Annotated in this window: 17 protein-coding genes, 2 tRNA genes, 3 rRNA genes and 1 riboswitch; of the genes, 16 read left to right on the top strand and 6 right to left on the bottom strand. The window is 60.8% G+C overall.

What is annotated here, in order from left to right; all coding sequences use genetic code 11:
• Positions 1-86: 86 nt before the first annotated feature.
• Positions 87-1,691, top strand: coding sequence for an RNA repair transcriptional activator RtcR (gene rtcR / locus D9M09_RS02765; RefSeq protein ID WP_121668522.1), 1,605 nt, complete (start codon positions 87-89; stop codon positions 1,689-1,691).
• Positions 1,692-1,918: 227 nt separating this feature from the next.
• On the opposite strand, the gene rrf is transcribed toward rtcR, so the two are convergent.
• The 5 genes from rrf to D9M09_RS02740 all read right to left on the bottom strand — a co-directional run bounded on the left by rrf (position 1,919) and on the right by D9M09_RS02740 (position 7,115).
• A 5S ribosomal RNA gene (rrf, locus tag D9M09_RS02760) occupies positions 1,919-2,031 on the bottom strand.
• A 136-nt stretch (positions 2,032-2,167) separates the two neighbouring features.
• Positions 2,168-5,057: ribosomal RNA gene (locus D9M09_RS02755) — 23S ribosomal RNA — on the bottom strand.
• A gap of 247 nt (positions 5,058-5,304) precedes the next feature.
• Positions 5,305-5,380: transfer RNA gene (locus D9M09_RS02750), tRNA-Ala, on the bottom strand.
• Positions 5,381-5,407: 27 nt separating this feature from the next.
• A tRNA-Ile gene (locus D9M09_RS02745) sits at positions 5,408-5,484 on the bottom strand.
• A 100-nt stretch (positions 5,485-5,584) separates the two neighbouring features.
• Positions 5,585-7,115: ribosomal RNA gene (locus D9M09_RS02740) — 16S ribosomal RNA — on the bottom strand.
• Together the 16S, 23S and 5S rRNA genes with 2 tRNA genes alongside form the textbook arrangement of a ribosomal RNA operon.
• A 489-nt stretch (positions 7,116-7,604) precedes the next feature.
• Here D9M09_RS02740 and cobT point away from each other — a divergent pair.
• The 13 genes from cobT to D9M09_RS02675 all read left to right on the top strand — a co-directional run bounded on the left by cobT (position 7,605) and on the right by D9M09_RS02675 (position 20,472).
• Complete coding sequence (cobT, locus tag D9M09_RS02735; protein ID WP_121668521.1) at positions 7,605-8,645, top strand: nicotinate-nucleotide--dimethylbenzimidazole phosphoribosyltransferase; 1,041 nt, start codon at positions 7,605-7,607, stop codon at positions 8,643-8,645.
• Between the two features lie 4 nt (positions 8,646-8,649).
• Positions 8,650-9,456 (top strand): adenosylcobinamide-GDP ribazoletransferase, encoded by an 807-nt coding sequence (locus D9M09_RS02730; protein ID WP_121668520.1) that lies wholly within the window; start codon positions 8,650-8,652, stop codon positions 9,454-9,456.
• 1 nt (position 9,457) lies between these two features.
• Positions 9,458-10,012 carry a histidine phosphatase family protein gene (locus tag D9M09_RS02725; protein ID WP_121668519.1) on the top strand — a complete coding sequence of 185 codons (555 nt, stop codon included), beginning with the start codon at positions 9,458-9,460 and terminating at the stop codon, positions 10,010-10,012.
• 44 nt (positions 10,013-10,056) lie between these two features.
• Positions 10,057-10,298: riboswitch (cobalamin riboswitch) on the top strand.
• A 127-nt stretch (positions 10,299-10,425) separates the two neighbouring features.
• Positions 10,426-12,294, top strand: a complete 1,869-nt coding sequence (locus D9M09_RS02720; protein WP_070219382.1) for a TonB-dependent receptor domain-containing protein — start codon at positions 10,426-10,428, stop codon at positions 12,292-12,294.
• Positions 12,295-12,374: 80 nt separating this feature from the next.
• Positions 12,375-13,400, top strand: a complete 1,026-nt coding sequence (locus D9M09_RS02715; protein ID WP_070219381.1) for a FecCD family ABC transporter permease — start codon at positions 12,375-12,377, stop codon at positions 13,398-13,400.
• A gap of 7 nt (positions 13,401-13,407) precedes the next feature.
• Positions 13,408-14,181 (top strand): ABC transporter ATP-binding protein, encoded by a 774-nt coding sequence (locus D9M09_RS02710; RefSeq protein ID WP_121668518.1) that lies wholly within the window; start codon positions 13,408-13,410, stop codon positions 14,179-14,181.
• Complete coding sequence (gene cobO, locus D9M09_RS02705) at positions 14,178-14,810, top strand: cob(I)yrinic acid a,c-diamide adenosyltransferase (protein ID WP_070219379.1); 633 nt, start codon at positions 14,178-14,180, stop codon at positions 14,808-14,810. The genes D9M09_RS02710 and cobO overlap by 4 nt, the downstream gene beginning before the upstream one ends.
• Positions 14,811-14,817: 7 nt before the next feature.
• The gene (gene cobU, locus D9M09_RS02700) at positions 14,818-15,384 is read left to right on the top strand and encodes a bifunctional adenosylcobinamide kinase/adenosylcobinamide-phosphate guanylyltransferase (protein ID WP_121668517.1); all 567 of its coding nucleotides are present in this window, start codon (positions 14,818-14,820) and stop codon (positions 15,382-15,384) included.
• The gene (gene cbiB / locus D9M09_RS02695; protein WP_121668516.1) at positions 15,378-16,331 is read left to right on the top strand and encodes an adenosylcobinamide-phosphate synthase CbiB; all 954 of its coding nucleotides are present in this window, start codon (positions 15,378-15,380) and stop codon (positions 16,329-16,331) included. The genes cobU and cbiB overlap by 7 nt, the downstream gene beginning before the upstream one ends.
• Positions 16,324-17,310, top strand: coding sequence for a threonine-phosphate decarboxylase CobD (gene cobD / locus D9M09_RS02690; protein ID WP_121668515.1), 987 nt, complete (start codon positions 16,324-16,326; stop codon positions 17,308-17,310). Before cbiB ends, cobD begins: the two co-directional genes overlap by 8 nt.
• Complete coding sequence (locus D9M09_RS02685) at positions 17,307-18,218, top strand: cobalamin-binding protein (RefSeq protein ID WP_099411878.1); 912 nt, start codon at positions 17,307-17,309, stop codon at positions 18,216-18,218. Before cobD ends, D9M09_RS02685 begins: the two co-directional genes overlap by 4 nt.
• A complete protein-coding gene (locus D9M09_RS02680; RefSeq protein WP_121668514.1) occupies positions 18,215-19,021 on the top strand; it encodes an ABC transporter substrate-binding protein in 807 nt (268 codons plus the stop codon). Before D9M09_RS02685 ends, D9M09_RS02680 begins: the two co-directional genes overlap by 4 nt.
• Positions 19,018-20,472: a cobyric acid synthase gene (locus D9M09_RS02675; RefSeq protein WP_070219373.1), complete on the top strand. Its 1,455-nt coding sequence runs from the start codon at positions 19,018-19,020 to the stop codon at positions 20,470-20,472. The genes D9M09_RS02680 and D9M09_RS02675 overlap by 4 nt, the downstream gene beginning before the upstream one ends.
• A 66-nt stretch (positions 20,473-20,538) precedes the next feature.
• Here the strand turns inward: D9M09_RS02675 and D9M09_RS02670 are convergent, their stop codons facing one another.
• The gene (locus D9M09_RS02670) at positions 20,539-21,684 is read right to left on the bottom strand and encodes a hypothetical protein (RefSeq protein ID WP_121668513.1); all 1,146 of its coding nucleotides are present in this window, start codon (positions 21,682-21,684) and stop codon (positions 20,539-20,541) included.
• Positions 21,685-21,890: 206 nt separating this feature from the next.
• Between D9M09_RS02670 and D9M09_RS02665 the strand changes: the two genes are divergently transcribed.
• The gene (locus D9M09_RS02665; protein WP_240453532.1) at positions 21,891-23,363 is read left to right on the top strand and encodes a DHA2 family efflux MFS transporter permease subunit; all 1,473 of its coding nucleotides are present in this window, start codon (positions 21,891-21,893) and stop codon (positions 23,361-23,363) included.
• 73 nt (positions 23,364-23,436) lie between these two features.
• Positions 23,437-24,633, top strand: a complete 1,197-nt coding sequence (locus D9M09_RS02660) for a type II secretion system F family protein (protein WP_121668512.1) — start codon at positions 23,437-23,439, stop codon at positions 24,631-24,633.
• Positions 24,634-25,158 lie beyond the last annotated feature (525 nt).

The raw sequence follows: 25,158 nt of genomic DNA, 5'->3' as shown, positions 1-25,158 counted from the left end.
TTCTCATGCATGCTTTGCCTTGAAACTATCCCCTCGATTACGATTTCGAATACAATTATCTTTTCAGATAAATTTTTATCCAAGATATGCAAGCAAAACGCACCGTCGTCATCGGCTTTCTCGGCACGCAACTCGACAATGGCAGAGGAGCGGCACGCTGGGAAAAGTGGCGCCCCAGCGTCGCCCTGACCCAGCATGAAGACAAGATCATCGACCGTTTCGAACTGCTGTACGCCGGCGAGCAGTTTGCCAGCCTGGTGCGCCAGGTGTCGCAGGATATCGCCAGCGTCTCGCCTGAAACCAGGCTGGTCGCCCATGAACTGCCCATCAGCGATGCCTGGGATTTTGAAGACGTATACGGCGCGCTCTACGATTTCGCCAACAGCTACGCCTTCGATCCGGACAAGGAGGAGTACTGGATCCACATCACCACCGGCAGCCACGTGGCGCAAATTTGCATGTTCCTGATGACGGAAGCCCGCTATTTCCCGGGCCGCCTGGTGCAAACGTCGCCACCGAAGCGGCAGGCCGCCGGCAATCCGGGCAGCTACGCGCTGATCGACCTCGATCTGTCGCGCTACGACCAGATCGCTCAGCGTTTTACGCGCGAGCAGGCCGAAGGCGTGGCCTTCCTGAAGTCCGGCATCGCCACGCGCAATGCCAAGTTCAATAGCATGATCGAGGAAATCGAACGCGTCGCCATCAAGTCAAAAGCGCCCATGCTGCTGATGGGACCAACCGGCGCCGGCAAGTCCTTCCTTGCGCGCCGCGTGTATGAACTGAAAAAATCGCGCCATCAGATCGACGGCAAATTCATCGACCTCAATTGCGCCACCCTGCATGGCGATGGCGCAGCCTCTACCTTGTTCGGTCATATCAAGGGGTCATTTACAGGCGCGGGTTCGGATAGGCCAGGCTTGTTGCGCAGCGCGCACAAGGGCTTGCTGTTTCTCGATGAAATCGGCGAACTGGGACTCGATGAACAGGCGATGCTGCTGAAAGCCATCGAAGAAAAACGCTTCTTTCCTGTTGGTGCGGATACGGAGGTGCAAAGCGACTTCCAGCTGATCGCCGGCACCAACCGCGACCTGGGCAAGGAGGTGGCGGCCGGCCGCTTCCGCGAAGACCTGTATGCGCGCATCAACCTGTGGACGTACGAATTACCGGGTCTGGCGCAGCGAGCCGAGGATATTGAGCCGAACCTGGACTACCTGCTGGCGCAGTACGGTGCGGAGACGGGCGAAAGAGTGCGCTTCAACAAGGAGGCGCGCGAGCGTTTCATGCGCTTTGCCACCCTGTCCACCTCCGCATGGAAGGGGAATTTCCGCGACCTGTCCGCCGCAGTCACGCGCCTTGCCACGCTGTCGGAAGCGGGCCGCATCACCGATAGTGTGGTCGACGAAGAGATCCAGCGCCTGAACCGGATGTGGCAGCATCATGATGGGCGAACCGGTCGGCCGGAAGTGGACCTGGCAGAGCTGATGGGAGAGCAGGCGGCAGCGCAACTCGATCTGTTCGATGCGCTGCAGCTGCAGGCAGTCATCCAGGTGTGCCGACAGTCCAACAGCCTGTCCGATGCGGGCCGCAAGCTGTATGCCGTTTCGCGCGAGGCAAAGGCGAAACCGAATGATGCGGACCGGCTCAAGAAATTCCTGGCCCGCTTTGACCTGGAATGGGACAGTATTAGATAACAGAGGCAGCGCACAGCGCTGCTTTTTTTCGTCCAGCATTCTCCCAACGGCGAAGTACCGGAGTCAAGCGCAGGTCGACGTAGGTCGATGTCGGTCGGCGCAGGCCGGCGCAGGCCGGCGTAGGTCGGCTTAGCGCAGCGTAAGCCGACAGCACCAGCGGCGTATCCAAGCGCCAGACGTAAAAAAACCCCCACCGGGTCACCGATGGGGGTTTTTTCGTATAACAAGCCTGACGATAACCTACTTTCACACTGGTTGCAGCACTATCATCGGCGCAAAGTTGTTTCACGGTCCTGTTCGGGATGGGAAGGGGTGGGACCAACTTGCTATGGTCATCAGGCATAACTTGTACTGACGCTTGTCTCCTGTAGGACGACAAGGCCATGAATCTGGAAGAAGCAAAGATTGGGGTAATGAATGGTATCAACACACACGCAACGTTGTACCGTCTTATCCTCTGTACCTGCTAAGGTTATAGGGACAAGCCGTACGGGCAATTAGTACTGGTTAGCTTAATGCATTACTGCACTTCCACACCCAGCCTATCAACGTCCTGGTCTCGAACGACCCTTCAAAGAGCTCAAGGCTCTGGGAAATCTCATCTCAAGGCAAGTTTCCCGCTTAGATGCTTTCAGCGGTTATCTCTTCCGAACTTAGCTACCCGGCAATGCCACTGGCGTGACAACCGGTACACCAGAGGTTCGTCCACTCCGGTCCTCTCGTACTAGGAGCAGCCCCCTTCAAATTTCCAACGCCCACGGCAGATAGGGACCAAACTGTCTCACGACGTTTTAAACCCAGCTCACGTACCACTTTAAATGGCGAACAGCCATACCCTTGGGACCGGCTACAGCCCCAGGATGTGATGAGCCGACATCGAGGTGCCAAACTCCCCCGTCGATATGAACTCTTGGGAGGAATCAGCCTGTTATCCCCAGAGTACCTTTTATCCGTTGAGCGATGGCCCTTCCATACAGAACCACCGGATCACTATGTCCTACTTTCGTACCTGCTCGACTTGTCAGTCTCGCAGTTAAGCACGCTTATGCCATTGCACTATCAACACGATGTCCGACCGTATCTAGCGTACCTTCGAACTCCTCCGTTACACTTTAGGAGGAGACCGCCCCAGTCAAACTGCCTACCATGCACTGTCCCCGATCCGGATAACGGACCAAGGTTAGAACCTCAAACAAACCAGGGTGGTATTTCAAGGTTGGCTCCACGAGAACTAGCGTCCCCGCTTCAAAGCCTCCCACCTATCCTACACAGATTGGTTCAAAGTCCAATGCAAAGCTACAGTAAAGGTTCATGGGGTCTTTCCGTCTAGCCGCGGGTAGATTGCATCATCACAAACATTTCAACTTCGCTGAGTCTCGGGAGGAGACAGTGTGGCCATCGTTACGCCATTCGTGCAGGTCGGAACTTACCCGACAAGGAATTTCGCTACCTTAGGACCGTTATAGTTACGGCCGCCGTTTACTGGGACTTCAATCAAGAGCTTGCACCCCATCATTTAATCTTCCAGCACCGGGCAGGCGTCACACCCTATACGTCCACTTTCGTGTTTGCAGAGTGCTGTGTTTTTATTAAACAGTCGCAGCCACCAGTTTATTGCAACCCTTTCACCCTCATGGAGTAAACCAATCAAGCTACCGGGGCGTACCTTTTCCCGAAGTTACGGTACCAATTTGCCGAGTTCCTTCTCCCGAGTTCTCTCAAGCGCCTTAGAATACTCATCTCGCCCACCTGTGTCGGTTTGCGGTACGGTCTCGTATGACTGAAGCTTAGAGGCTTTTCTTGGAACCACTTCCGATTGCTTCGTGAATAAATTCACTCGTCCCATCCCCTTGAATTGCGCGCCCGGATTTGCCTAAGCGCCTTCTATGAGACAGAAACTGACTATTCCAACAGTCAGACAACCTTCCGCGATCCGTCCCCCCATCGCATCATACGACGGTGCAGGAATATTAACCTGCTTCCCATCAGCTACGCATCTCTGCCTCGCCTTAGGGGCCGACTCACCCTGCTCCGATGAACGTTGAACAGGAAACCTTGGGCTTACGGCGTGGAGGCTTTTCACCCCCATTATCGCTACTCATGTCAGCATTCGCACTTCTGATACCTCCAGCATCCTTTACAAGACACCTTCGCAGGCTTACAGAACGCTCTCCTACCATATATATCTGTGATAAATCACAGAACAATATCCGCAGCTTCGGTGACTGGCTTAGCCCCGTTACATCTTCCGCGCAGGACGACTCGATCAGTGAGCTATTACGCTTTCTTTAAATGATGGCTGCTTCTAAGCCAACATCCTGACTGTTTTAGCCTTCCCACTTCGTTTTCCACTTAGCCAATCTTTGGGACCTTAGCTGGCGGTCTGGGTTGTTTCCCTCTTGACGCCGGACGTTAGCACCCGACGTCTGTCTCCCAAGCTCGCACTCATCGGTATTCGGAGTTTGCAATGGTTTGGTAAGTCGCAATGACCCCCTAGCCATAACAGTGCTCTACCCCCGATGGTGATACTTGAGGCACTACCTAAATAGTTTTCGGAGAGAACCAGCTATTTCCAAGTTTGTTTAGCCTTTCACCCCTACCCACAGCTCATCCCCTAATTTTTCAACATTAGTGGGTTCGGACCTCCAGGGCGTGTTACCGCACCTTCATCCTGGCCATGAGTAGATCACTTGGTTTCGGGTCTACACCCAGCGACTGATCGCCCTATTCGGACTCGATTTCTCTACGGCTTCCCTATCTGGTTAACCTTGCCACTGAATGTAAGTCGCTGACCCATTATACAAAAGGTACGCAGTCACGGAACAAGTCCGCTCCTACTGTTTGTATGCACACGGTTTCAGGATCTATTTCACTCCCCTTCCGGGGTTCTTTTCGCCTTTCCCTCACGGTACTGGTTCACTATCGGTCGATTACGAGTATTTAGCCTTGGAGGATGGTCCCCCCATATTCAGACAGGATGTCACGTGTCCCGCCCTACTTGTCGTACGCTTAGTACCACCGGTCCGATTTCACATACGGGGCTATCACCCACTATGGCTCCTATTTCCAGAGGATTCTGTTATCGGTCCGACTATCACGTACAGGCTCTTCCCATTTCGCTCGCCGCTACTTTGGGAATCTCGGTTGATTTCTTTTCCTGCAGCTACTTAGATGTTTCAGTTCGCCGCGTTCGCCTTGCATACCTATGTATTCAGTATGCAATACCCTAAAAGGGTGGGTTGCCCCATTCGGAAATCTGCGGATCAAAGTGTGTTTGCTCACTCCCCGCAGCTTATCGCAAGCTACTACGTCCTTCATCGCCTGTAATCGCCAAGGCATCCACCATGTGCACTTATTCGCTTGTCCCTATAACGTTAGCCTCTGATCACCGAGGTGATCAAAGAGCGCTACAGGGATAAGAAAGTACAACGTTGTTGCTTGTTTGTTGATACATACAATCATTACCCATCGATTCGCTTTTTACGGCAAACCGATCAATAAATAATCTTTACTTCTTCCAGATTGTTAAAGAACGAAACAGCTTTGATCGCTAAAAGATCAAACCTAAACCCAAGTCTTGTTGACTGGCTTACGTTTGCACTTTCAAAGTACTTGGTGGAGGATGACGGGATCGAACCGACGACCCCCTGCTTGCAAAGCAGGTGCTCTCCCAGCTGAGCTAATCCCCCAGGATATTTCTACGACTCGGGTCTTACTGGTAGGGCTGGTTGGACTCGAACCAACGACCCCCGCGTTATCAACACGGTGCTCTAACCAGCTGAGCTACAGCCCCAACGCGGAACTTCTACGACTACTGTTTCTTCTCTTATTAACAGCCGATAAGTGTGAACATTTGATGCGTGAACCATTTAACTGGTTCGTGCAAACTCTAGAAAGGAGGTGATCCAGCCGCACCTTCCGATACGGCTACCTTGTTACGACTTCACCCCAGTCACGAATCCTACCGTGGTAAGCGCCCTCCTTACGGTTAAGCTACCTACTTCTGGTAAAACCCGCTCCCATGGTGTGACGGGCGGTGTGTACAAGACCCGGGAACGTATTCACCGCGACATGCTGATCCGCGATTACTAGCGATTCCAACTTCATGCAGTCGAGTTGCAGACTACAATCCGGACTACGATACACTTTCTGCGATTAGCTCCCCCTCGCGGGTTGGCGGCGCTCTGTATGTACCATTGTATGACGTGTGAAGCCCTACCCATAAGGGCCATGAGGACTTGACGTCATCCCCACCTTCCTCCGGTTTGTCACCGGCAGTCTCATTAGAGTGCCCTTTCGTAGCAACTAATGACAAGGGTTGCGCTCGTTGCGGGACTTAACCCAACATCTCACGACACGAGCTGACGACAGCCATGCAGCACCTGTGTACTGGTTCTCTTTCGAGCACTCCCCAATCTCTCGGGGATTCCAGCCATGTCAAGGGTAGGTAAGGTTTTTCGCGTTGCATCGAATTAATCCACATCATCCACCGCTTGTGCGGGTCCCCGTCAATTCCTTTGAGTTTTAATCTTGCGACCGTACTCCCCAGGCGGTCTACTTCACGCGTTAGCTGCGTTACCAAGTCAATTAAGACCCGACAACTAGTAGACATCGTTTAGGGCGTGGACTACCAGGGTATCTAATCCTGTTTGCTCCCCACGCTTTCGTGCATGAGCGTCAATCTTGACCCAGGGGGCTGCCTTCGCCATCGGTGTTCCTCCACATATCTACGCATTTCACTGCTACACGTGGAATTCTACCCCCCTCTGCCAGATTCTAGCCTTGCAGTCTCCAATGCAATTCCCAGGTTGAGCCCGGGGATTTCACATCAGACTTACAAAACCGCCTGCGCACGCTTTACGCCCAGTAATTCCGATTAACGCTTGCACCCTACGTATTACCGCGGCTGCTGGCACGTAGTTAGCCGGTGCTTATTCTTCAGGTACCGTCATTAGCAAAAGATATTAGCTCTCACCGTTTCTTCCCTGACAAAAGAGCTTTACAACCCGAAGGCCTTCTTCACTCACGCGGCATTGCTGGATCAGGCTTTCGCCCATTGTCCAAAATTCCCCACTGCTGCCTCCCGTAGGAGTCTGGACCGTGTCTCAGTTCCAGTGTGGCTGGTCGTCCTCTCAGACCAGCTACTGATCGATGCCTTGGTAGGCTTTTACCCTACCAACTAGCTAATCAGATATCGGCCGCTCCACGAGCATGAGGTCTTGCGATCCCCCACTTTCATCCGTAGATCGTATGCGGTATTAGCGTAACTTTCGCTACGTTATCCCCCACTCCAGGGTACGTTCCGATATATTACTCACCCGTTCGCCACTCGCCACCAGAGCAAGCTCCGTGCTGCCGTTCGACTTGCATGTGTAAGGCATGCCGCCAGCGTTCAATCTGAGCCAGGATCAAACTCTTCAGTTTAATCTCTGTTTAATGTCATTTCTGACAGGTCGGACAGCATCACTACCATCCAAATCTTTTACATTGCAAAAGATTTGCTCACTCAAAAAACTGACAGGCTACTTCCGAAGAAGTATCCTATTTCATTATTTCTTGTGAACATTTGATATTTTAAGTTTTACAGCGATCCGAAGATCACTGCTGCACTTACATCAAATGCCCACACTTATCGACTGTTAATTGTTAAAGAACTGTATTCGGTGCTACTTTCGCGCCATCGACAAAGCGTTGTGTTTGTCAGCTGCGAAGAAGAAAGAGTATGAAGCATTTCACTACATCCGTCAACTCCTTCTTTTTCTCACCGTACTCAGCATTTGCATGCGTCGTTCAGCGAGGGGGCGAATTATAGCCAAGGTGCGGAGACCTCGCAAGCGCTATTTTGCAGCTGGGCAAATATTGCTGTGTGATATCGTAGCGCCAACAATCCCCTGCCCCATCACCTTGACTTCCATGCCTATCCCACACATCGTCCCCACCGCCAATCCCGCCCTGGCCAACGCCCTCGAACATGCCATCAATAGCAAGACCAAGCCGCTGGGCAGTCTCGGCATGCTGGAAACCCTGGCGCGCCAGATCGGCCTGATCCAGCAAAACACGCAACTGGCATTGCACCAGCCGGCCATCATCGTTTTCGCGGCCGACCATGGTGTCGTCGCCGAAGGCATTTCCGCCTATCCGCAAAGCGTGACCTGGCAAATGGTGGAGAACTTCCTCGGCAACGGCGCCGCGATCAATGTCTTTGCCCGCCAGGCCGATTGCGCCCTCTATATAGTAGATGCCGGCGTGAACCACGATTTCGGCCCGCGCGACGGCCTGCTGGATCGCAAGCAAGCTCCCGGCACCCGCAACTTTGCCAACGAACCCGCCATGAGCCAGGAACAATGCCTGGCCGCCATGCAGGCGGGCATGGACCTCGTCGCCACGCTAGAGGGCAATGTACTGGGCTTTGGCGAAATGGGCATCGGCAATACCACGGCCGCTGCCGCACTGATGCACAAGCTGACGCAAACGCCGGTTGCCGACTGCGTCGGTGCCGGCACCGGCCTGTCCAAGGAAGGCATATTGCACAAGCAGCAGGTGATCGAGGCGGCCGTCGCCCATCATGCGGCAATCCATGAGCCGCTCGACGTGCTGGCCACCTTTGGCGGTTTCGAGATCGCCATGATGGCCGGCGCCATGCTCAAGGCAGCCGAACGGCGCATGATTCTGCTGATCGACGGCTTCATCGTCAGCAGCGCCCTACTGGTGGCGGCCCGTTTGCAGCCAGCCATCCTCGATTACTGCGTGTTTTCGCACTGCTCCGATGAAAACGGCCATCGCCAACTGCTGGCCAGCCTCGGAGCGCGTCCGCTGCTGCACCTCGATTTGCGCCTCGGTGAAGGCACGGGATCGGCGCTGGCCTTGCCGCTGCTGCACGCGGCCGTCAACTTCATGCGCGAAATGGCCACGTTCGCCTCGGCCCAGGTCAGCGAAAAGTCCACGCCAGACTAAGATCATGAGCAACCCCGTTTCCGCCGCAGTCCATCAGTGCCGCCTGTTCTTTATCGCGCTGCAGTTCTTCACGCGCCTGCCGATCCCCCGCTGGGTGGGTTTCGAGCCGGCCTGGCTGCAACACGCCTCGCGCTACTTTCCGCTGGTCGGCGTGGTGGTGGCGGCCATCAGCGGCGCCGTGTATCTGCTGGCCAGCTGGCTCCTGCCTTCGGCGGTGGCCGTGCTGCTGGCCGTCGCCGCCGGCATCTACCTGACGGGCGCCTTCCATGAAGACGGTTTTGCCGACATGTGCGACGGCTTCGGCGGCGGCCTGACGCGCGAGCGGGTGCTGGAAATCATGAAGGATTCGCGCATCGGCGCCTATGGCGCCATCGGCATCCTCAGTCTGCTGGCCATCAAGTGCGCCGCGCTCGCTTCGCTGCCGCCTGCCTCCGTGGTGGCGACCCTGTTCATCGCCCATCCGCTCTCACGCCTGGCCGCCGTCTCGCTGATCTGGCTCATGGACTATGCGCGCGACGAAGGCAAGGCCAAACCGATGGCGCAGGAAATGACGACGGGGGAATTCATCATCGCCGCCTTCTGCGCCCTGCTGCCTACCATCGCCTGCGCCCTGCTGGGGATAGTTGACTGGGCGGCGCTGGTCTTTGCCATCGTCGCGGCGGCAGCTGCCGCATTCTGGCTGGGCCGCAAATGCCAGCGCCGCCTGCAAGGCTACACGGGCGACTGCCTGGGCGCCGTGCAGCAACTGGCGGAAGTGGCGATTTACCTGGCCATCCTTTCCAGCTTTCAGCCTCCCATACGCTTCTATTAATATGCGACTGATTTTAGTGCGCCACCCCGCGCCGCAAGTCACCAGCGGCACCTGCTATGGCCGCAGCGACGTGGCGGTGGCGCCGCATGAAATCGCGAGGGTGCGCGCCCATCTGCAAGCGACCTTGCCACCCGGTGTGCCGCTCTACGCCAGTCCGCTGCGCCGCTGCGCCGGCCTGGCGACGGCCCTGGCGCAGGATCTGCCCGCGAGCGAATTGCACCTTGATGCCCGGCTGGCCGAAATGGATTTCGGCACCTGGGAAATGCAGCCCTGGCACGCGATTGCGCGCGCGGACATCGATGCCTGGGCCGCCGACCTGGCCTGGTACCGCCCCGGCGGCGGCGAGAACGTGCTGGCAATGGCTGCCCGCGTCGATGCTTTTTTAGGCGATCTGTTGCGCGAACAACACGACACGGCGGTCATCATCTGCCATGCGGGCACCATCCGCTTGCTGTCGGCGCTGCAGGCGCAGCTGCCATTGGAGGAAACGGCCCTGCTGGCCGCCCATTCCGCCCACAAAATCGCCTACGGTGCGACGGTCGTCATCGATTTCTGATAGCGAATCGTCCAGCAAGCCATATCAGTCCACGCCCACAGCACGTATAATGACGGGGTTTTGGTGCCCGCGCTCATGTCCATGAGCGCAGTTAAACGGGAAACACGATGCCGCGCCCGCGGCGAACGTGTGCTGCCCCCGCAACGGTAAGCAAGTGTCGCCCCTCCCAACAGGAGGCGGACGACAAGCTATCTCTGACAACCACTGTGCTTGCAATCATCGAGCATGGGAAGGTGGGATAGCCGTACTTGCCAGCCCGGATACCGGCCAGGACAGGTGGAAGTGTGCGAACGGGGATGTTCGCGATCCGAATGGCCGATGGCCATCTTCGATCGTCAATCTCAGTTCCCACTTCTGTTCAATCTGGCCTACGGGGACGTCGGCTGGTTGCATATTACTTACTGAAAATTATCATGACCCATGCTGTTTCCTGCCGCGCGACGCTCACGTCGCTCGCGCTAGCCATTGCCGCGCCTGCCGCTTTCGCCCAAGCCACGCCAGATACCTTCGATCCGATCGTCGTCACCGCCAACCGCTACCCGCAGCACCTGAGCGAAGTATTGAGCGATACGCAGACCATCAGCGCGGAAGACATCGCGCGTTCCGGCGCCGGTACGCTGATCGACCTGCTGCAAAAACAGCGCGGCATCGAAGTCAATCGCAGTGGCGGCCCAGGCACCAATTCGAGCGTCTTCATTCGCGGCGCGAACAGCAACCAGAATATCGTGCTGGTCGACGGCGTGCGCATCGGCTCCGCCACTTCGGGCACAGCCAACTGGAGCGCCCTGCCTTTGTCGAGCATCGACCACGTTGAAATCGTCTACGGTCCACTGAGCACCATGTATGGTGCCGATGCCGTCGGTGGTGTGATCCAGATCTTTACCAAGAAAGGCGATGGCGCGGCGCGCTTCTCCGCCTTCGCTGGCTACGGCCGCTACAACACGCGCCAGGCGGAAGCCAGCGTTGCCGGCTCTACTGGTGGCAACAACAGCTTCAGCTACGCGCTGACCGCAGGCAAGGAAAAATCGGATGGCTTTTCCGCCTCCAAGCTGGGTGCCTCGACGTATACCTACAATCCGGATAAAGACGGCTACGACAAGGAAAGCGTCAGCGGCCAGTTCGGTTACCAGATGGCCAAGGGCCATGAAGTCGGCCTGACTTTCCTGAACAGCAAACTGGATGCGCAGTACGATTCGGGCTTGAACTTCGACGCACGCAACGACAATAAGCTGGAAAACATTTCGGTTTTCACGAAGAACCAGTTCTTGCCGAACTGGACCAGTGAGCTGCGCTACGCCCAGGCAAAGGACAAACAAACCTCGGTGTCCGCCACCGGCGCCTTCGGCCGAAGCCAGTTCGACACCAAACAAAGCGACATCAGCTGGCAAAACGATATTCTCATTGGCCGTGACACCCTGCAATTGCTGGGCGAATACCGTGATGAAGACGTCGTGAGCTCGGCCAAGGGCCTGTCCGGCGGCCGCAATACCAAATCGTTCGCTGCATCGTACAACCTGGTGCGCGGCGCCCACCTGGCCAGCATCAGCGGCCGTCGCGACGACAGCTCGGCGTATGGTACGCACAACACGGGTAGCGTCGCCTACGGCTATCGTTTCAGCAACGCCTTGCGCGCCAACGCCAGCTATGGCACCAGTTTCCGCGCACCAACCTTCAACGATCTTTACTACCCTGACTCCGGCATCCCGACGAACAAGCCGGAAAAAGGCCGCAACGCTGAAATTGGCTTGCATTACAACGACGGCCAATCGCAACTGAGCGCGATCTACTACCATAACAAGATCACCGACATGCTCACCTACGTGTCAACTTGCCCGGTAATCGGCTGGAAGCCAGGCTATGGCTGCAGCATGAACGTCGACAAAGCCCTGCTCGAGGGAGTGACACTGGCTGGCGCGCGCAAATTCGGCGCCTTCAACGTCAGCGGCAATATCGACCTGCAAGATCCGCGCAATGAAACCACGGACAAGCAACTGGCACGCCGCGCGAAAAAGCATGCCAATTTCACCGTCGATTACACGACCGGTCCTTTGACCGCTGGTACGGAGTGGCAGTTGTCTGGCAAGCGTTTTGAAGATGCCGCCAACAAAACCACGCTCGGTGGCTATGGCTTGCTGAACCTGTACACCACCTACCAGTTCGCGCGTGACTGGTCGGTGCTGGCACGCTGGAACAACATCACCAACAAGGACTACGAACTGGGCCGCTTCTACGCAACGCCAGGCTCGAACCTCTTCGTTGGCGTACGCTACGGCATGAAATAAGCATGATGTAATGATGTAAGCTGCGGGCGATGGCATGCCGCCATCGCCCGCAGATGCGGTTCCCGATTTTAAGGCAGTACATGCACCCATTCTTCCGCAATATGCGCCACCGCGCCACCGTGATCATCACGGTATTGATCGCGTGCGCGATTGCCAGCCTGATTTTCTCCGGCATGATCGGTTCGATCGCGATTCCGCTCGCCGACCTGCCTTCCGCCCTGTTCCATGTTGTACAGGGCAAGACCGATACCCTCGCCGCCACCCTGCTCGACCTGCGCCTGGGCCGCGCGCTGACCGCCTTTGTCACCGGCGCGGCGCTGTCGCTGGCGGGCCTGATGATGCAGGCGCTGCTGCGCAATCCCCTGGCCGATCCTTATGTGCTGGGCATTTCCGCCGGCGCCTCCGTCGGCGCGCTGGCCGCGCTGCTGTTCATGTGCGCGCTGTGGGTCGTCGACGCGGCCGCCTTCGCCGGCGCCGTCGGCGTGTCCATGCTGCTGTACTTCTTTGCCCGGCGCGACCTGCGCGGCGGCACGGCGGCCGAAGGCGGCGCCTCGCTGTTGCTGCTGACGGGCGTGATCCTGGCCTCGGCCTGCATGGCCATCGTCACCCTGATGCTCTCCATCGCCCCGGAAAGCCGCTTGCGCAGCATGGTGTTCTGGATGATCGGCGACCTGTCCGGCGCGCCCGCGCGGCTGATGCCCTGGCTGGTGTTGGCCGGCGCCATGGTCTTTGCGCTGCGCTGCGCGCGTTCGCTCAACGTCATGGCCCTGCACGCGGAAGCGGCCAGCACCCTGGGCGTACGCGTGGGCGCCCTGCGCAAGGGCCTGTTTTTCTGTTCCGGCCTGCTCACGGCCAGCGCCGTCACCAGCGCCGGCAGCGTGGGCTTCGTGGGACTTATCGTGCCGCACGCGCTGCGCTTTGCCTGCGGCCCCGATCACCGCCTGCTGATACCGGCCGCCGCGCTGGCCGGCGGCACCTTTCTCGTACTGGCCGATACCCTGGCGCGCACCGTGCTGGCGCCATTGCAGTTGCCCGTCGGCGTGGTGACAGCCATGATAGGCGCGCCCGTGTTCCTGTACCAACTGCACCGGCTGCGCAGGAGATGAAAAAAGCATGATACGCACCTACCAACTGGGCCTGAAGGCGGGCACGCGCTCCCTCGTGGAAAACCTCACCTGGCAGATAAAAGACGGTGAATGCTGGAGTGTCATCGGCCGCAACGGCGCCGGCAAAAGTACTTTGCTGCGCACCCTGGCCGGCTTGCGCGAACCGGATGCCGGCCACGTGACGATACAGGGCCGCGCCCTGATCGACTGGCCACTGGAAGCACTCGCGCGCGAACGGGCCTTCCTCGCGCAGGCGCGGCACGACGCGTTCTCGTACCGCGTCATCGAAACCGTGCTGTCGGCGCGCCACCCGTATCACGACAACCATTACTGGGAAAGCAGCGACGACCAGCGCATCGCCCTGGCGGCACTGGCCTCGATGGAAGTGGACCACCTGGCCGAGCGCGACGTGCGCAGCCTGTCCGGCGGCGAACGCCAGCGCGTGGCGATCGCCGCCATGCTGGCACAGGACACGCCCCTGCTGCTGCTGGATGAACCGGCCAACGCGCTGGACCTGGCGCACCAGGTCAGCGTCATGGGCCTGCTGGCCAAGCTGTGCCGCGAACAGAATAAAACCGTGGTCATGGTAGGCCATGACCTGAACCTGGCGCACAGCGTCTCGACCCATGCGCTGCTGCTGATGGGCGACGGCGGCTGGCTGGCCGGCCCTGTGGCCGAGGTGATGCAGGCATCCATCCTGGGCGACTACCTGGGCCACCCTATCGAGATCATCGATCACGGCAAACGCAAGATATTCATACCGAAAGAGGATCAGACATGAGCGACAACAAACCTATCGACGTAGAAACAGCCGCAATCAACGAACGCCACCGCGTGCGCATGGAGAGAAAAAAAGCCATCATCGACGCGGCCATCGCCAAGGCCGACAAGGAAATCGGCATCATCATCGTCAACACGGGCAACGGCAAGGGCAAGAGTTCTAGCGGCTTCGGCATGGCCATCCGCGCCATGGGTCACGGCATGAAAGTGGGCGTGGTGCAGTTCATCAAGGGCGCCATGTCGACGGGCGAAGAAAAATTCCTGCGCCGCTTCCCCGACGAAATCAGTTTTCATGCGATGGGCGAAGGCTATACCTGGGAAACGCAGAACCGCGAACGCGACATCGAAAAAGCCGAACTTGCATGGGAGCAGGCGAAGACCTTCCTGGCCGATCCCAGTTACGGCCTGGTGCTGTTCGACGAACTCAATATCGCCCTCAAGTACAACTACCTCGACGTGCACAAGGTCATCGCCGATCTGCTCGAACGCCCGGCCATGCAGCACGTGGTCATCACGGGCCGCGGCGCGCCGGACGAATTGATCGCCATCGCCGACACCGTCACCGAAATGGCCGTCGTCAAGCATGCGTACGCGGCCGGCATCGGCGCACAAATCGGCACCGAGTGGTAACAGCGCCATGACGCGCACCCTGGTCTTCGGCGGCGCCCGCTCCGGCAAGAGCGCCTATGCCGAAAAGCTGGCCCGCGAGTCCGGCAAGGAAGTGCTCTACATCGCCACCGCGCAGGCGGGCGATGACGAGATGGCCACGCGCATCACGCATCATCGTACCCAGCGCCCGGCCGGGTGGGTGACTATCGAAGAACCGCTGCGCCTGGGCGACGCCATCCTGCGGGAAGCACGGCCCGGCAGGCTGCTGCTGGTCGACTGCCTGACACTGTGGCTGACGAATCTGATGTTTTCCGGCGGCGCGACGTATCCGGACGTGGGCGACCTCGCCCTGCCCGAACTGTTCCACAGCGAGCGCGCGCACCTGCTGTACGCGCTGGCCGAAATCGAAGACACCGGCTGCGACCTCGTGCTCGTCTCGAACGAAGTGGGCATGGGCATCGTCCCCTACGGCGCCATCTCGCGCTGCTTCACCGATGAAGCGGGCCGCTTGAACCAGGCCGTGGCCGCCGTGTGCGACAAGGCTGTCTTTGTTGCCGCCGGCTTGCCGCTATACCTGAAAGGCAGCCCATGCTGAGCGGCCTGTCGCTGCCCATGCTGGCCGCCTTGATGGCGGCCGGCGTGCTGCTCGACATGCTGCTGGGAGAAACGCGCCGCTGGCATCCGCTGGTGGGTTTTGGCCGCCTCGCCAGCGCGCTCGAACGCCTGTTGAACCGGGGCCGTGGGCGTTTCCTGCGCGGCGCGCTGGCCTGGTCGCTGGCCGTGCTGCCAATCAGCTATGCCGCCTGGTGGCTGTGCGGCCTGGCCGGGGCGGCCTTGCACGTCCTTTTGCTGTATCTGTGCCTCGGCTTGCGCAGCCTGCGCGACCACAATCAACCGATTGCCGATGCCCTGGCCATCGATGACCTGGACAACGCGCGCTTGCTGACGGCGCGCATCGTCAGCCGCGACACGGCCAATGCCGATGCGGCCAGCCTGGCCAAGGCCAGCACGGAATCCCTGCTGGAAAACGGCAACGACGCCGTCTTCGGCACCCTGTTCTGGTTTGCCGTGGCGGGCGGTCCGGGCGCCGTGCTTTTCAGGTTGGCCAATACCCTCGACGCCATGTGGGGCTACCGCAATGCGCGCTACGACTGGTTCGGCTGCTGCGGCGCGCGCATCGACGACATCCTCAATTACCTGCCGGCGCGTCTGACGGCCTTGTCCTATGTCTTGCTGGGCAAGAGCATGGCGGACAAAAAAAACGCATGGCACTGCTGGCGCACGCAGGCGCCCAATTGGGGCAGCCCGAATGCGGGGCCCGTGATGGCCAGCGGCGCCGGCGCCCTGGGCCTGGCCCTGGGCGGCGACGCCATCTATGACGGCGAACTGGAACGCCGCCCGCCTTTGGGCGCCGGCCGTCCCGCGGAAGCGCGCGACATCGACCGCGCCTGGCGCCTGGTCGCCGAAACGGCTGTCTTGTGGCTGATCTGGGTGGCGCTGCTGGCGGGCCTGTTTTACCTGAAAGGGAAGTATCTTGCTTGAACATGGCGGCAATCTGCGCGACGCGGCGCGTGAATACGACCGGCCGATCGCCGACTGGATCGACCTGTCGACCGGCATCAATCCGCACTGGTATGCGGCGCCATCACCCGACGCCAACGCCTGGCACCGGCTGCCGGAAGCCGATCCCGCGCTGGCGGCCGCCGCCTGCGCGTATTACGACGCGCCGGCCATGCTGCCCGTGGCAGGCACGCAGGCCGCCATCCAGGCCCTGCCCCGCCTGCGCGCGCCGTCACGCGTGGTCGTGGCCGCGCCGTCGTATGCGGAACATGCGCACCACTGGGGCCAGCACGGCCACCAGTTGCGGCAAGTGCCGTATGCGCTGCTGGCCGATGCCGTCGACCACTGCGACGTGCTGGTGATCTGCAACCCGAACAATCCCACGGGCGAACGCATCGCACCGGAACTGCTGCTGGAGTGGGCCGGCAAGTTGGCCGCGCGCGGCGGCTGGCTGGTGGTCGATGAAGCGTTTGGCGACACGGAGTCACACGCCAGCCTGGGTCCCCATACGCATCGGCCAGGCTTGATCGTGCTGCGCTCGGTAGGCAAATTCTTTGGCCTGGCGGGCCTGCGCCTGGGCTTTGTCGCCGCCCATCCCGCGCTGCTGGCACAGCTGGCCGACATGCTGGGTCCGTGGACCGTCAGCGGCCCGGCGCAGCAAGTGGCGCTGGCCGCCCTGAACGACACGCGCTGGCAGGAAGCCATGCGCGAGCGCCTGCGCGGCGAAGGCGCCCGCCTGCGCCAGTTATTGGCGGCGCACGGCATCGCCAGCAACGGCACGGCGCTGTTTCAATGGTGGCCGGAAGCACGCGCCGAGGCGCTCTGGCGCCATATGGCGGAATCGGGCATCTGGGTGCGCCTGTTCCGCCACGCCGCCCATGGCATCCGCCTGGGCCTGCCCCCCGACGAACATGCCTGGCTGCGCCTGCAGCAGGCCCTCACCGCATGGAAGCACATATGAACCACTTGAAAACAGCACTGCTGCTGGCCGGATTAATCTCGCTGCAGGCGCATGCCGCCATCACCGTGCGCGACGACGACGGCAATACCGTCACCGTGGCAAAACCGGCACAGCGCATCCTGGCGCTGGCGCCGCACGTCACGGAACTGCTGTTCGCTGCCGGCGGCGGCGACAAGATCGCCGGTGTCGTCAGCTACAGCGACTACCCGGAGGCGGCCAAGAAAATCACGCAAGTGGGTGACAACCGCCAGTACGACATGGAACGCATCATCGCCATGAAACCGGACCTGATCGTCGTGTGGATGCATGGCAGCGCCGAGCGCCAGATCGCCATGCTGCGCCAGTTGAAGGTGCCCATCTATCACAGCGAACCGCGCAAGCTGGCCGATATCCCCGACAGCATGGAACGCCTGGGTCAGCTGATGGGCACGGAAAAAATCGCCAAGCCGGCCGCCGCCCAGCTGCGCGCCAAACTGGCCAGCTTGACGGCGCAATACGCGCAGCGCCCGCCCGTGCGCGTGTTTTACCAGGTATGGGACAAACCTCTATATACCTTGAGCGGCGCGAGCATCATCAGCGATTCGATGCGCGTGTGCGGCGGCCAGAATGTGTTCGCCGCGATGAAGGTGGTGGCGCCCGTCGTCACGCCGGAAGGCGTGCTGCAGGAAGACCCGGAAGTCATCTTCGGCACCAGCGAAAAAAGCGACCCGCGCAGCGAAGGCGGCCTGGCCATGTGGCGCGCCTTCCCGTCGATGACGGCCGTGCGCAAAAATAACCTGTTCCGCCTGAATGGCGACCTGCTCAACCGCGCCGGTCCGCGCATGATCGAAGGCACGGCCGCCATGTGCGAACAGCTGGAAGCGGCCCGCCAGCGCCGCAGCGCTCCCGCAGCCAAGACGGCGCCATGAGTCACTACCAGCGCATCGCCTGTCTGTCGACGGAAGCCGTGGAAACGCTGTACGCGCTGGGCGCCGAGGACGTCATCGCGGGGATCTCTGGCTTTACCGTGCGTCCGCCACGGGCGCGCGAGGAAAAAACCAGGATCAGCGGCTTTTCGTCCACGAACCTGGAACGCATCCTGGCAGTGGAACCGGATCTCGTGATCGGCTTTTGCGACATGCAGGCCGATATCTGCCGCGACCTGGTCAAGGCCGGCATCGAAGTACACCAGTTCAACCAGCGCACGGTCGACGGCATCCTGCGCATGATCGCCGTGCTGGCCGCGCTGGTGCAGCGCGAGGAAGCGGGCAAATTGCTGATCGCCAGCCTGCGCGCGGACATCGCCGCCGCACAGGCCCGCGCAATGTCGTGGACGCGCAAGCCCGTGATTTACTTTGAGGAGTGGAACGATCCCCTGATGAGCGGCATCGGCTGGGCGGCAGAACTGATCGAGATCGCCGGCGGCACGGACGCCTTCCCGGAATTGTCCCGGCAGCCCGGCGCAAAGGAACGCATCATCGCCGATTCCCGTGACGTGGTCGCACGCGCGCCCGACATCATCCTCGCCAGCTGGTGCGGCAAGAAGTTCCAGCCCACGCAACTGGCGGCGCGCCCGGGCTGGGATGCGATTCCCGCCGTGAAAAACCAGATGCTGTTCGAGATCAAGTCGCCCGACATCCTGTCGCCCGGCCCGGCGGCGATTACCGAAGGGCTGCGCCAGATCAGCGACATCATCGCGCGCTGGCAACATCTGCAGGAGCAGCAGACATGAAGAGCCCCTTCCCCGTCCTGATGGTGCAGGGCACGACATCCGACGCGGGCAAGAGCACCGTCGTCGCGGCCCTGTGCCGCTTATTGAAACGGCGTGGCGTGACGGTAGCGCCGTTCAAGCCGCAAAACATGGCCTTGAACAGCGCGGTGACGAGCGACGGCGGCGAGATCGGCCGCGCCCAGGCCTTGCAGGCGCTGGCCTGCGGCATCGCGCCGCACACGGACATGAATCCGGTGCTCTTGAAACCGTCGTCGAACACGGGCGCGCAAGTGATCATCCACGGCAAGGTACGCGCCGAGATGGATGCGCGCGACTACCAGCAATATAAGACCATCGCGATGGGCGCCGTGCTGGAATCCTTTACGCGCTTGCGCCAGCAATACGACGCCGTCATCGTCGAAGGCGCGGGCAGCCCCGCCGAAGTCAATCTGCGCGCGCGCGACATCGCCAACATGGGCTTTGCCGAAGCCGTCGACTGCCCCGTGATCCTGGTGGCCGACATCGACCGGGGCGGCGTCTTCGCCCACATCATCGGCACCCTGGCGTGTTTGTCCGACAGCGAACGGGCACGCATCGTCGGCTTCGTCATCAACCGCTTCCGCGGCGACATCTCGCTGCTTGCGCCCGGCATCGAGTGGCTGGAACAGCAGACGGGCAAGCCCGTGCTGGCCGTGCTGCCCTACCTGCAAGGCCTGTTCCTCGATGCGGAAGACGCCGTCGAAACGACGCAAGCCGAACGGGGCGCCTTCAAGGTGGTGGTGCCGCAACTGCCGCGCATCAGCAACCACACGGATGTCGACGCGCTGCGCGCCCACCCCGGCATCGACCTGCAATTTATCCAGCAGGGGCAGCCGATTCCGCCGGCCGACCTGGTGATCCTGCCCGGCAGCAAGAACACGCGTGGCGACCTGGCCTGGCTGCAGCAGCAAGGCTGGCCCGCCTACCTGGCCAAGCACCTGCGCTATGGCGGCAAGGTGCTGGGCATCTGCGGCGGCTTCCAGATGCTGGGGCAAAGCGTGCGCGATCCGCGGGGCGTGGAAGGCGCGGCTGGAGAGTCAGCGGCACTGGGTTTGCTCGACCTGGTGACGGAGCTGACAGCGGAAAAACGCCTGCAGCAAGTCGCCGGCCATTGCGCGTTTGGCGGCGCGGCCGAAGCGCCCGTGTCAGGCTATGAAATCCACATGGGCATGTCGCATGGCGCGGCGCTGGCGCAGCCGGCTTTCGTCATCGACGGGCGGCCGGAAGGCGCCGTATCGGGCGACGGGCAAATCCTCGGCAGCTACTTGCACGGCATGTTCGACACGCCCGCCGCGTGTGCGGCGCTGCTGCGCTGGGCGGGGCTGGACTCCGGCCACACGGTGGACACCGCCGCCCTGCGCGAAGCGAGCCTGGAACGGATTGCCGATGCGGCGATGCCGTTGATGGATGCGCTGGAACGAATGCCACGCTGATGGTGATGTCGGGTTACGCCGTACCGGCTAACCCGACCTACTCACACAGGCACGTGGCGGCACCTCTTAATTTTTCAGGCACGTGCCCATATACGAGCGGTCGGTCGAAAACTCGACCGCCATGCTCGACGACACCGGCATGAACATCGAGTAATCTGCCGGCACGTCGGCCGGGTCCTTGAACACGGCGATGCCATCGAAATCGACGGCCTGCGCGCCCAGGCCCAGCTTGTTGGCGGTGATGGTTTCCGCGTGCGTCTTGCCGCTCGTGTTATTCGTCAAGGTGGCGGTGTTGCCCGCAATCTCGATCTTGGCGCTGATGCCCGGCGCCGCGCAGGCGTAACTGCCGGCGATTTCGCTGCCGATCTTCTGTTGTTTGGCGGCCACGATGGTGCCCACGCGCAGCACGTTTTCCTGGTTGCGGCTGTAGCGGTCGATAAACAGCGCCAGCCCCCGGTCCCCCGCATGCACGTGGACGATGCCGAAATCCTGCTGGCCCTGGCGGGCGACGAGCAAACCATTCTTCGCATCCTTGACCAGGGTCAGGCTGGCGTTTTCCGCTTCCAGCTGCGGCGATACCGCGGAGCACACGCCTTGCGCATTGAATACGCCGCCATTACACAGTTGCGCGCTGCCATCGGCCGCTACCTTGAGGCTGCCTTTCGGATTGAAACGGTCGCCGCCGTTCGAGGCATTGCGCATGGCCCCCAGGAAAATATAGCTGCCGGCCAGTCTGGCCACGTCGCCCACCGCATAGCCGGTGCCGCTGACGGTCGAGACCATATTACCCAGTTTGATATTGCCCGAAAGAAGACGCGTGCGCGCGTCGACGGTGACGCTGAAATCCGTTGCCGTGTAAGTGGTGAGATTGCCGACGGTGACGGCGCTGAACGTGCCGCTGCGGTCGCTCAAGCCGAACTGCGTCGACAGCACGCGGATCGCGTAGGTTTTCTTCGCGCTGTCGAACGTGATGCGCCACGTGTCGCCGATATCGGCCGCCACGTCATACACCGTCTCGTCCGCATTGGCGCCGGCGATCACGGCCAGGCCAGCCTGGGCCGCGACCGCTTGCGAGGCGACCGTCACGGGATCGGCGACGGGCGTGACCACGACGGGCGGCGTGACTGGCGCTTCCGGCGTACCGCCATCGCTGCCGCCGCCGCAGGCGGACAGGGCGGCGCTCAGGGCAAGGAAGGTAAGTGCATTTTTCATGTGATAGGACTTTCGGGAAGGAGGGGCGGGAACTGCCGGAAAACACATGCTAGCCTTGCCAGTAATCTATTGCCATGGAACAAATGTTCCATGGACGATGCCCCCGGCGCACTGCAAGAATGAATGGCGCGGGCGGCACGCGGGCGCCATTTATGTGACAATTCATCGTACTGTCGGCTCCGTCTTACCTCCTCAGGCTCGCATCCATGACCAGTTCCCCGATTAAAAGCTACCTTCCCTGGGTGGTCGCCACCGCCCTGTTCATGGAGCAACTCGACTCCACCATCGTCAACACCGCCATTCCCGCCATGGCCGCCAGCCTGCATGTGACGCCGCTGAGCCTGAAGGCCGTCGTCACCAGCTACATCCTGAGCCTGGCCGTGTGCATTCCCATCAGCGGCTGGATGGCCGACCGCTTCGGCACGCGGCGCGTGTTTTCCGCCGCCGTTGCCATCTTTACCATCGCTTCCATCCTGTGCGGCCTGTCCGTCAATGCGCCCATGCTGGTGGCCGCGCGCCTGCTGCAAGGGGTGGGCGCGGCCATGATGATGCCGGTAGGCAGGCTCACCATCATCCGCACCTTTCCCAAGTCGCAATTGCTGGCGGCCATGAATTTCGTCATCATCCCTGCCCTGATCGGCCCCCTGCTGGGCCCCACGGTGGGAGGATTGATCGTGCACTGGCTGTCGTGGCGCGAGATTTTCTTCGTCAACGTGCCTGTCGGCCTGGCGGCGCTGTACCTGGCGCACCGCTACATGCCCGACTATTACGGCGATAAGCCCCGTCCGCTGGATCTGATCGGCCTGGTGCTGTTCGGCACGGGTATCGCGCTGCTGTCGTGGCTGTTGGAAATCTTCGGCGAACATCGCATCGACGGCACTTCGTTTGCCGTGCTGCTGTTCATCTCCATCAGCCTGCTGGCCGCGTATGCCTGGCATTCGAGCGAAGTGCTGCACCCGCTGCTGCGCCTGACCCTGTTCAAGATCCGCACCTTCCGCGTCTCGGTGGTGGGCGGCTTCGTCACGCGCCTGGGCGTGGGCGGCCTGCCCTTCCTGTTGCCGCTGCTGTACCAGCTGGGCCTGGGCTTGCCCGCCTGGCAATCGGGCTTGCTGATGATGCCGTCCGCGGCCGCCGCCATGGGCATGAAATTCATTTCCGCGCGCGTGCTGGCCCGCTTCGGCTACCGCCAGGTGCTGATCGTCAACACCGTGCTGATCGGCATCACCATCGCCATGTTTTCGCAGGTGGGCGCGGGCACGCCCCTGTACGTGATTGTCGCCATCAGTCTGTGCATGGGCTTTTTCAATTCGCTGCAGTTTTCCAGCATGAACACCATCGCGTATGCCGACGTCGACAAGGCCGATTCCAGCATGGCCAGCACCATCGCCAGCTCGATGCAGCAACTGTCGATGAGCTTTGGCCTCGCCTTCGGCTCGCTGATCACGGGCTGGTACCTGGGCGACATGCCGCAGTCGGACCGCGCCATGCTCAGTACGGCCCTGCACCACGCCTTCCTGACCCTGGCCGCGCTGACGGTGCTGTCCTCGCTGACCTTCTGGACCCTGCGCCGCGACGATGGCGAAAGCATCAGCAAGGGCACGGACAGCGACGAGGACGATGCGGCCGACGTGAAGGCCCAGGCCGTTGTGCAGACGGAAGTGCAAACCACAAAAGGCTGAGCCACATCAAGCCTGCCGCCAGCGCCGCTGGTGCTTTTGTCCGGCGCTGCTACCGTGACGGCAGGAGGTGCACATGGCGGCCGAGCGGCGCTTTGCATGGAAGGGCACGGACCGCCATGGCAAGGCGGCCGAAGGCGTCTTGCGCGCCGCCGACGCCGGCGCAGCCACGGTCGCGCTAAGACGCCAGGGCATCCTGGCCACCCGGGTGCAGGCTGCGCGCAGCGCGCCGGGCAAGGCCATCACGCGCAAGGATATTGCCCTGTTCACGCGCCAGCTGTCGACCATGATGGCGGCCGGCGTGCCGCTGCTGCACGCCTTCGACATCGCCGGCAAGGGGCACGCCAAACCCGCGATCACCGAGCTGATGCGCGACCTGCGCCACGACATCGAAGCGGGCAGCAGCCTGCAGCAAGCGTTCCGCCAGTTTCCCCTGCTGTTTGACGAGCTGTATTGCAACCTGCTGGCGGCGGGCGAACAGGCCGGCATCGTGCAGGACTTGCTGGCGCGCCTGGCCACGCATCAGGAAAAAGCCATCGCCTTGCGGCGGCAGGTGCGCGGCGCGCTGATGTATCCGCTGGTCATCGTACTCGTCGCCATCGTTGTCACGGCCATCATCATGAGCGTGGTCGTGCCCGCCTTCCGCCAGGTCTTCGACAGCTTCGGCGCGCCCTTGCCGTTGCCCACCCTGGCCGTCATGGGCGTGTCCGCCTTTCTGGTCCGCTACTGGCTGGTCTTGCTGGCAGCGCTCGTGCTCGCTTGCGTGCTGCTGCACCTGGCCTGGCGCTGCTGGCCCGCCTTAAGACGCAACACGCAACTGCGGGCACTGCGCCTGCCCGTGTTCGGCCCGCTCCTGCGCAAGGCGGCAATCGCCCGCTGGACGCGCACCCTGGCCGCCATGTTCGCCGCCGGCGTGCCGCTGCTCGACTCGCTGGGCCTCGTGGGCGCCGCCTCCGGCCACGCGCTATACCAGGAAGCGACAGCGCGCATCGAGCGTGAAATCCGCGCCGGCGGCAGCCTGGCCCTGGCCATGGAGCACAGCGGCGTGTTTCCCCCGCTGCTGACGCAACTGGCCCTGATCGGCGAGGAATCGGGCGCGCTCGACGCCATGCTGTCGCGGGCGGCCGAGATCATCGAGGCGGACATCGACGCCACCGTCGCCACCCTGTCGGCCCTGCTGGAACCGGCGCTGATGGTGGTGCTGGGTGTGCTCGTCGGCTCCCTCGTGATTGCCCTGTATTTGCCGATTTTCAAGCTGGGGGCCGTGATTTGACTGCGCGCCTGTAGGTTCTTAGTGATGAGACATGATGGAAGCGTTCGATGAGTCAGGACTCGGTGCAACATGCCGTATCACGATGGGCATTCGAAGCCGGGCTTAGACGTGCCGATGCCCAAATCAATGTCGCCAGTCCTCATGCATCTCCAGGGACGGTGTCCGAATCGACTACGTAGCCGCAAGAATATGGTTCTTACGAGCTACTGAGCAGGGCCATGCCGTCGCCCGGTACTACTTAGGCCCACATGGCGCGTTGCCGCTCGCCTACTGGCACCGCCCTGGCATCATCAAATCGCAGCCTCGGGCTCCACGTCCTGAATCGCACAAATCCATGAGTCAGAAGCCGTGCCGAGGCGCGGCGCTGCCAAGTTCCGTGGATTGCCACCGACACCCGGCATGAAGCCATGCTTGGAATACATCGACCTCTTTATCAAATAATAGTCATTGACTATGCAATAGATGTGAAATATATTAAATGAATAGATAGTAAGTATCGTATATTCATATCGCAATGTAGGGCAT

It is taken from the genome of Janthinobacterium agaricidamnosum, from assembly GCF_003667705.1.
Lineage (GTDB): Bacteria > Pseudomonadota > Gammaproteobacteria > Burkholderiales > Burkholderiaceae_D > Janthinobacterium.
This window is presented reverse-complemented; position numbering and strand designations above follow the sequence as displayed.

Bases quoted from the DNA above. Each gene is read 5' to 3' on its own strand.
- rtcR (WP_121668522.1), top strand. From the start codon at position 87: ATGCAAGCAAAACGCACCGTCGTCATCGGCTTTCTCGGCACGCAACTC.
- cobT (WP_121668521.1), top strand. From the start codon at position 7,605: ATGCCTATCCCACACATCGTCCCCACCGCCAATCCCGCCCTGGCCAAC.
- D9M09_RS02730 (WP_121668520.1), top strand. From the start codon at position 8,650: ATGAGCAACCCCGTTTCCGCCGCAGTCCATCAGTGCCGCCTGTTCTTT.
- D9M09_RS02725 (WP_121668519.1), top strand. From the start codon at position 9,458: ATGCGACTGATTTTAGTGCGCCACCCCGCGCCGCAAGTCACCAGCGGC.
- D9M09_RS02720 (WP_070219382.1), top strand. From the start codon at position 10,426: ATGACCCATGCTGTTTCCTGCCGCGCGACGCTCACGTCGCTCGCGCTA.
- D9M09_RS02715 (WP_070219381.1), top strand. From the start codon at position 12,375: ATGCACCCATTCTTCCGCAATATGCGCCACCGCGCCACCGTGATCATC.
- D9M09_RS02710 (WP_121668518.1), top strand. From the start codon at position 13,408: ATGATACGCACCTACCAACTGGGCCTGAAGGCGGGCACGCGCTCCCTC.
- cobO (WP_070219379.1), top strand. From the start codon at position 14,178: ATGAGCGACAACAAACCTATCGACGTAGAAACAGCCGCAATCAACGAA.
- cobU (WP_121668517.1), top strand. From the start codon at position 14,818: ATGACGCGCACCCTGGTCTTCGGCGGCGCCCGCTCCGGCAAGAGCGCC.
- cbiB (WP_121668516.1), top strand. From the start codon at position 15,378: ATGCTGAGCGGCCTGTCGCTGCCCATGCTGGCCGCCTTGATGGCGGCC.
- D9M09_RS02685 (WP_099411878.1), top strand. From the start codon at position 17,307: ATGAACCACTTGAAAACAGCACTGCTGCTGGCCGGATTAATCTCGCTG.
- D9M09_RS02680 (WP_121668514.1), top strand. From the start codon at position 18,215: ATGAGTCACTACCAGCGCATCGCCTGTCTGTCGACGGAAGCCGTGGAA.
- D9M09_RS02675 (WP_070219373.1), top strand. From the start codon at position 19,018: ATGAAGAGCCCCTTCCCCGTCCTGATGGTGCAGGGCACGACATCCGAC.
- D9M09_RS02670 (WP_121668513.1), bottom strand. From the start codon at position 21,684: ATGAAAAATGCACTTACCTTCCTTGCCCTGAGCGCCGCCCTGTCCGCC.
- D9M09_RS02665 (WP_240453532.1), top strand. From the start codon at position 21,891: ATGACCAGTTCCCCGATTAAAAGCTACCTTCCCTGGGTGGTCGCCACC.
- D9M09_RS02660 (WP_121668512.1), top strand. From the start codon at position 23,437: ATGGCGGCCGAGCGGCGCTTTGCATGGAAGGGCACGGACCGCCATGGC.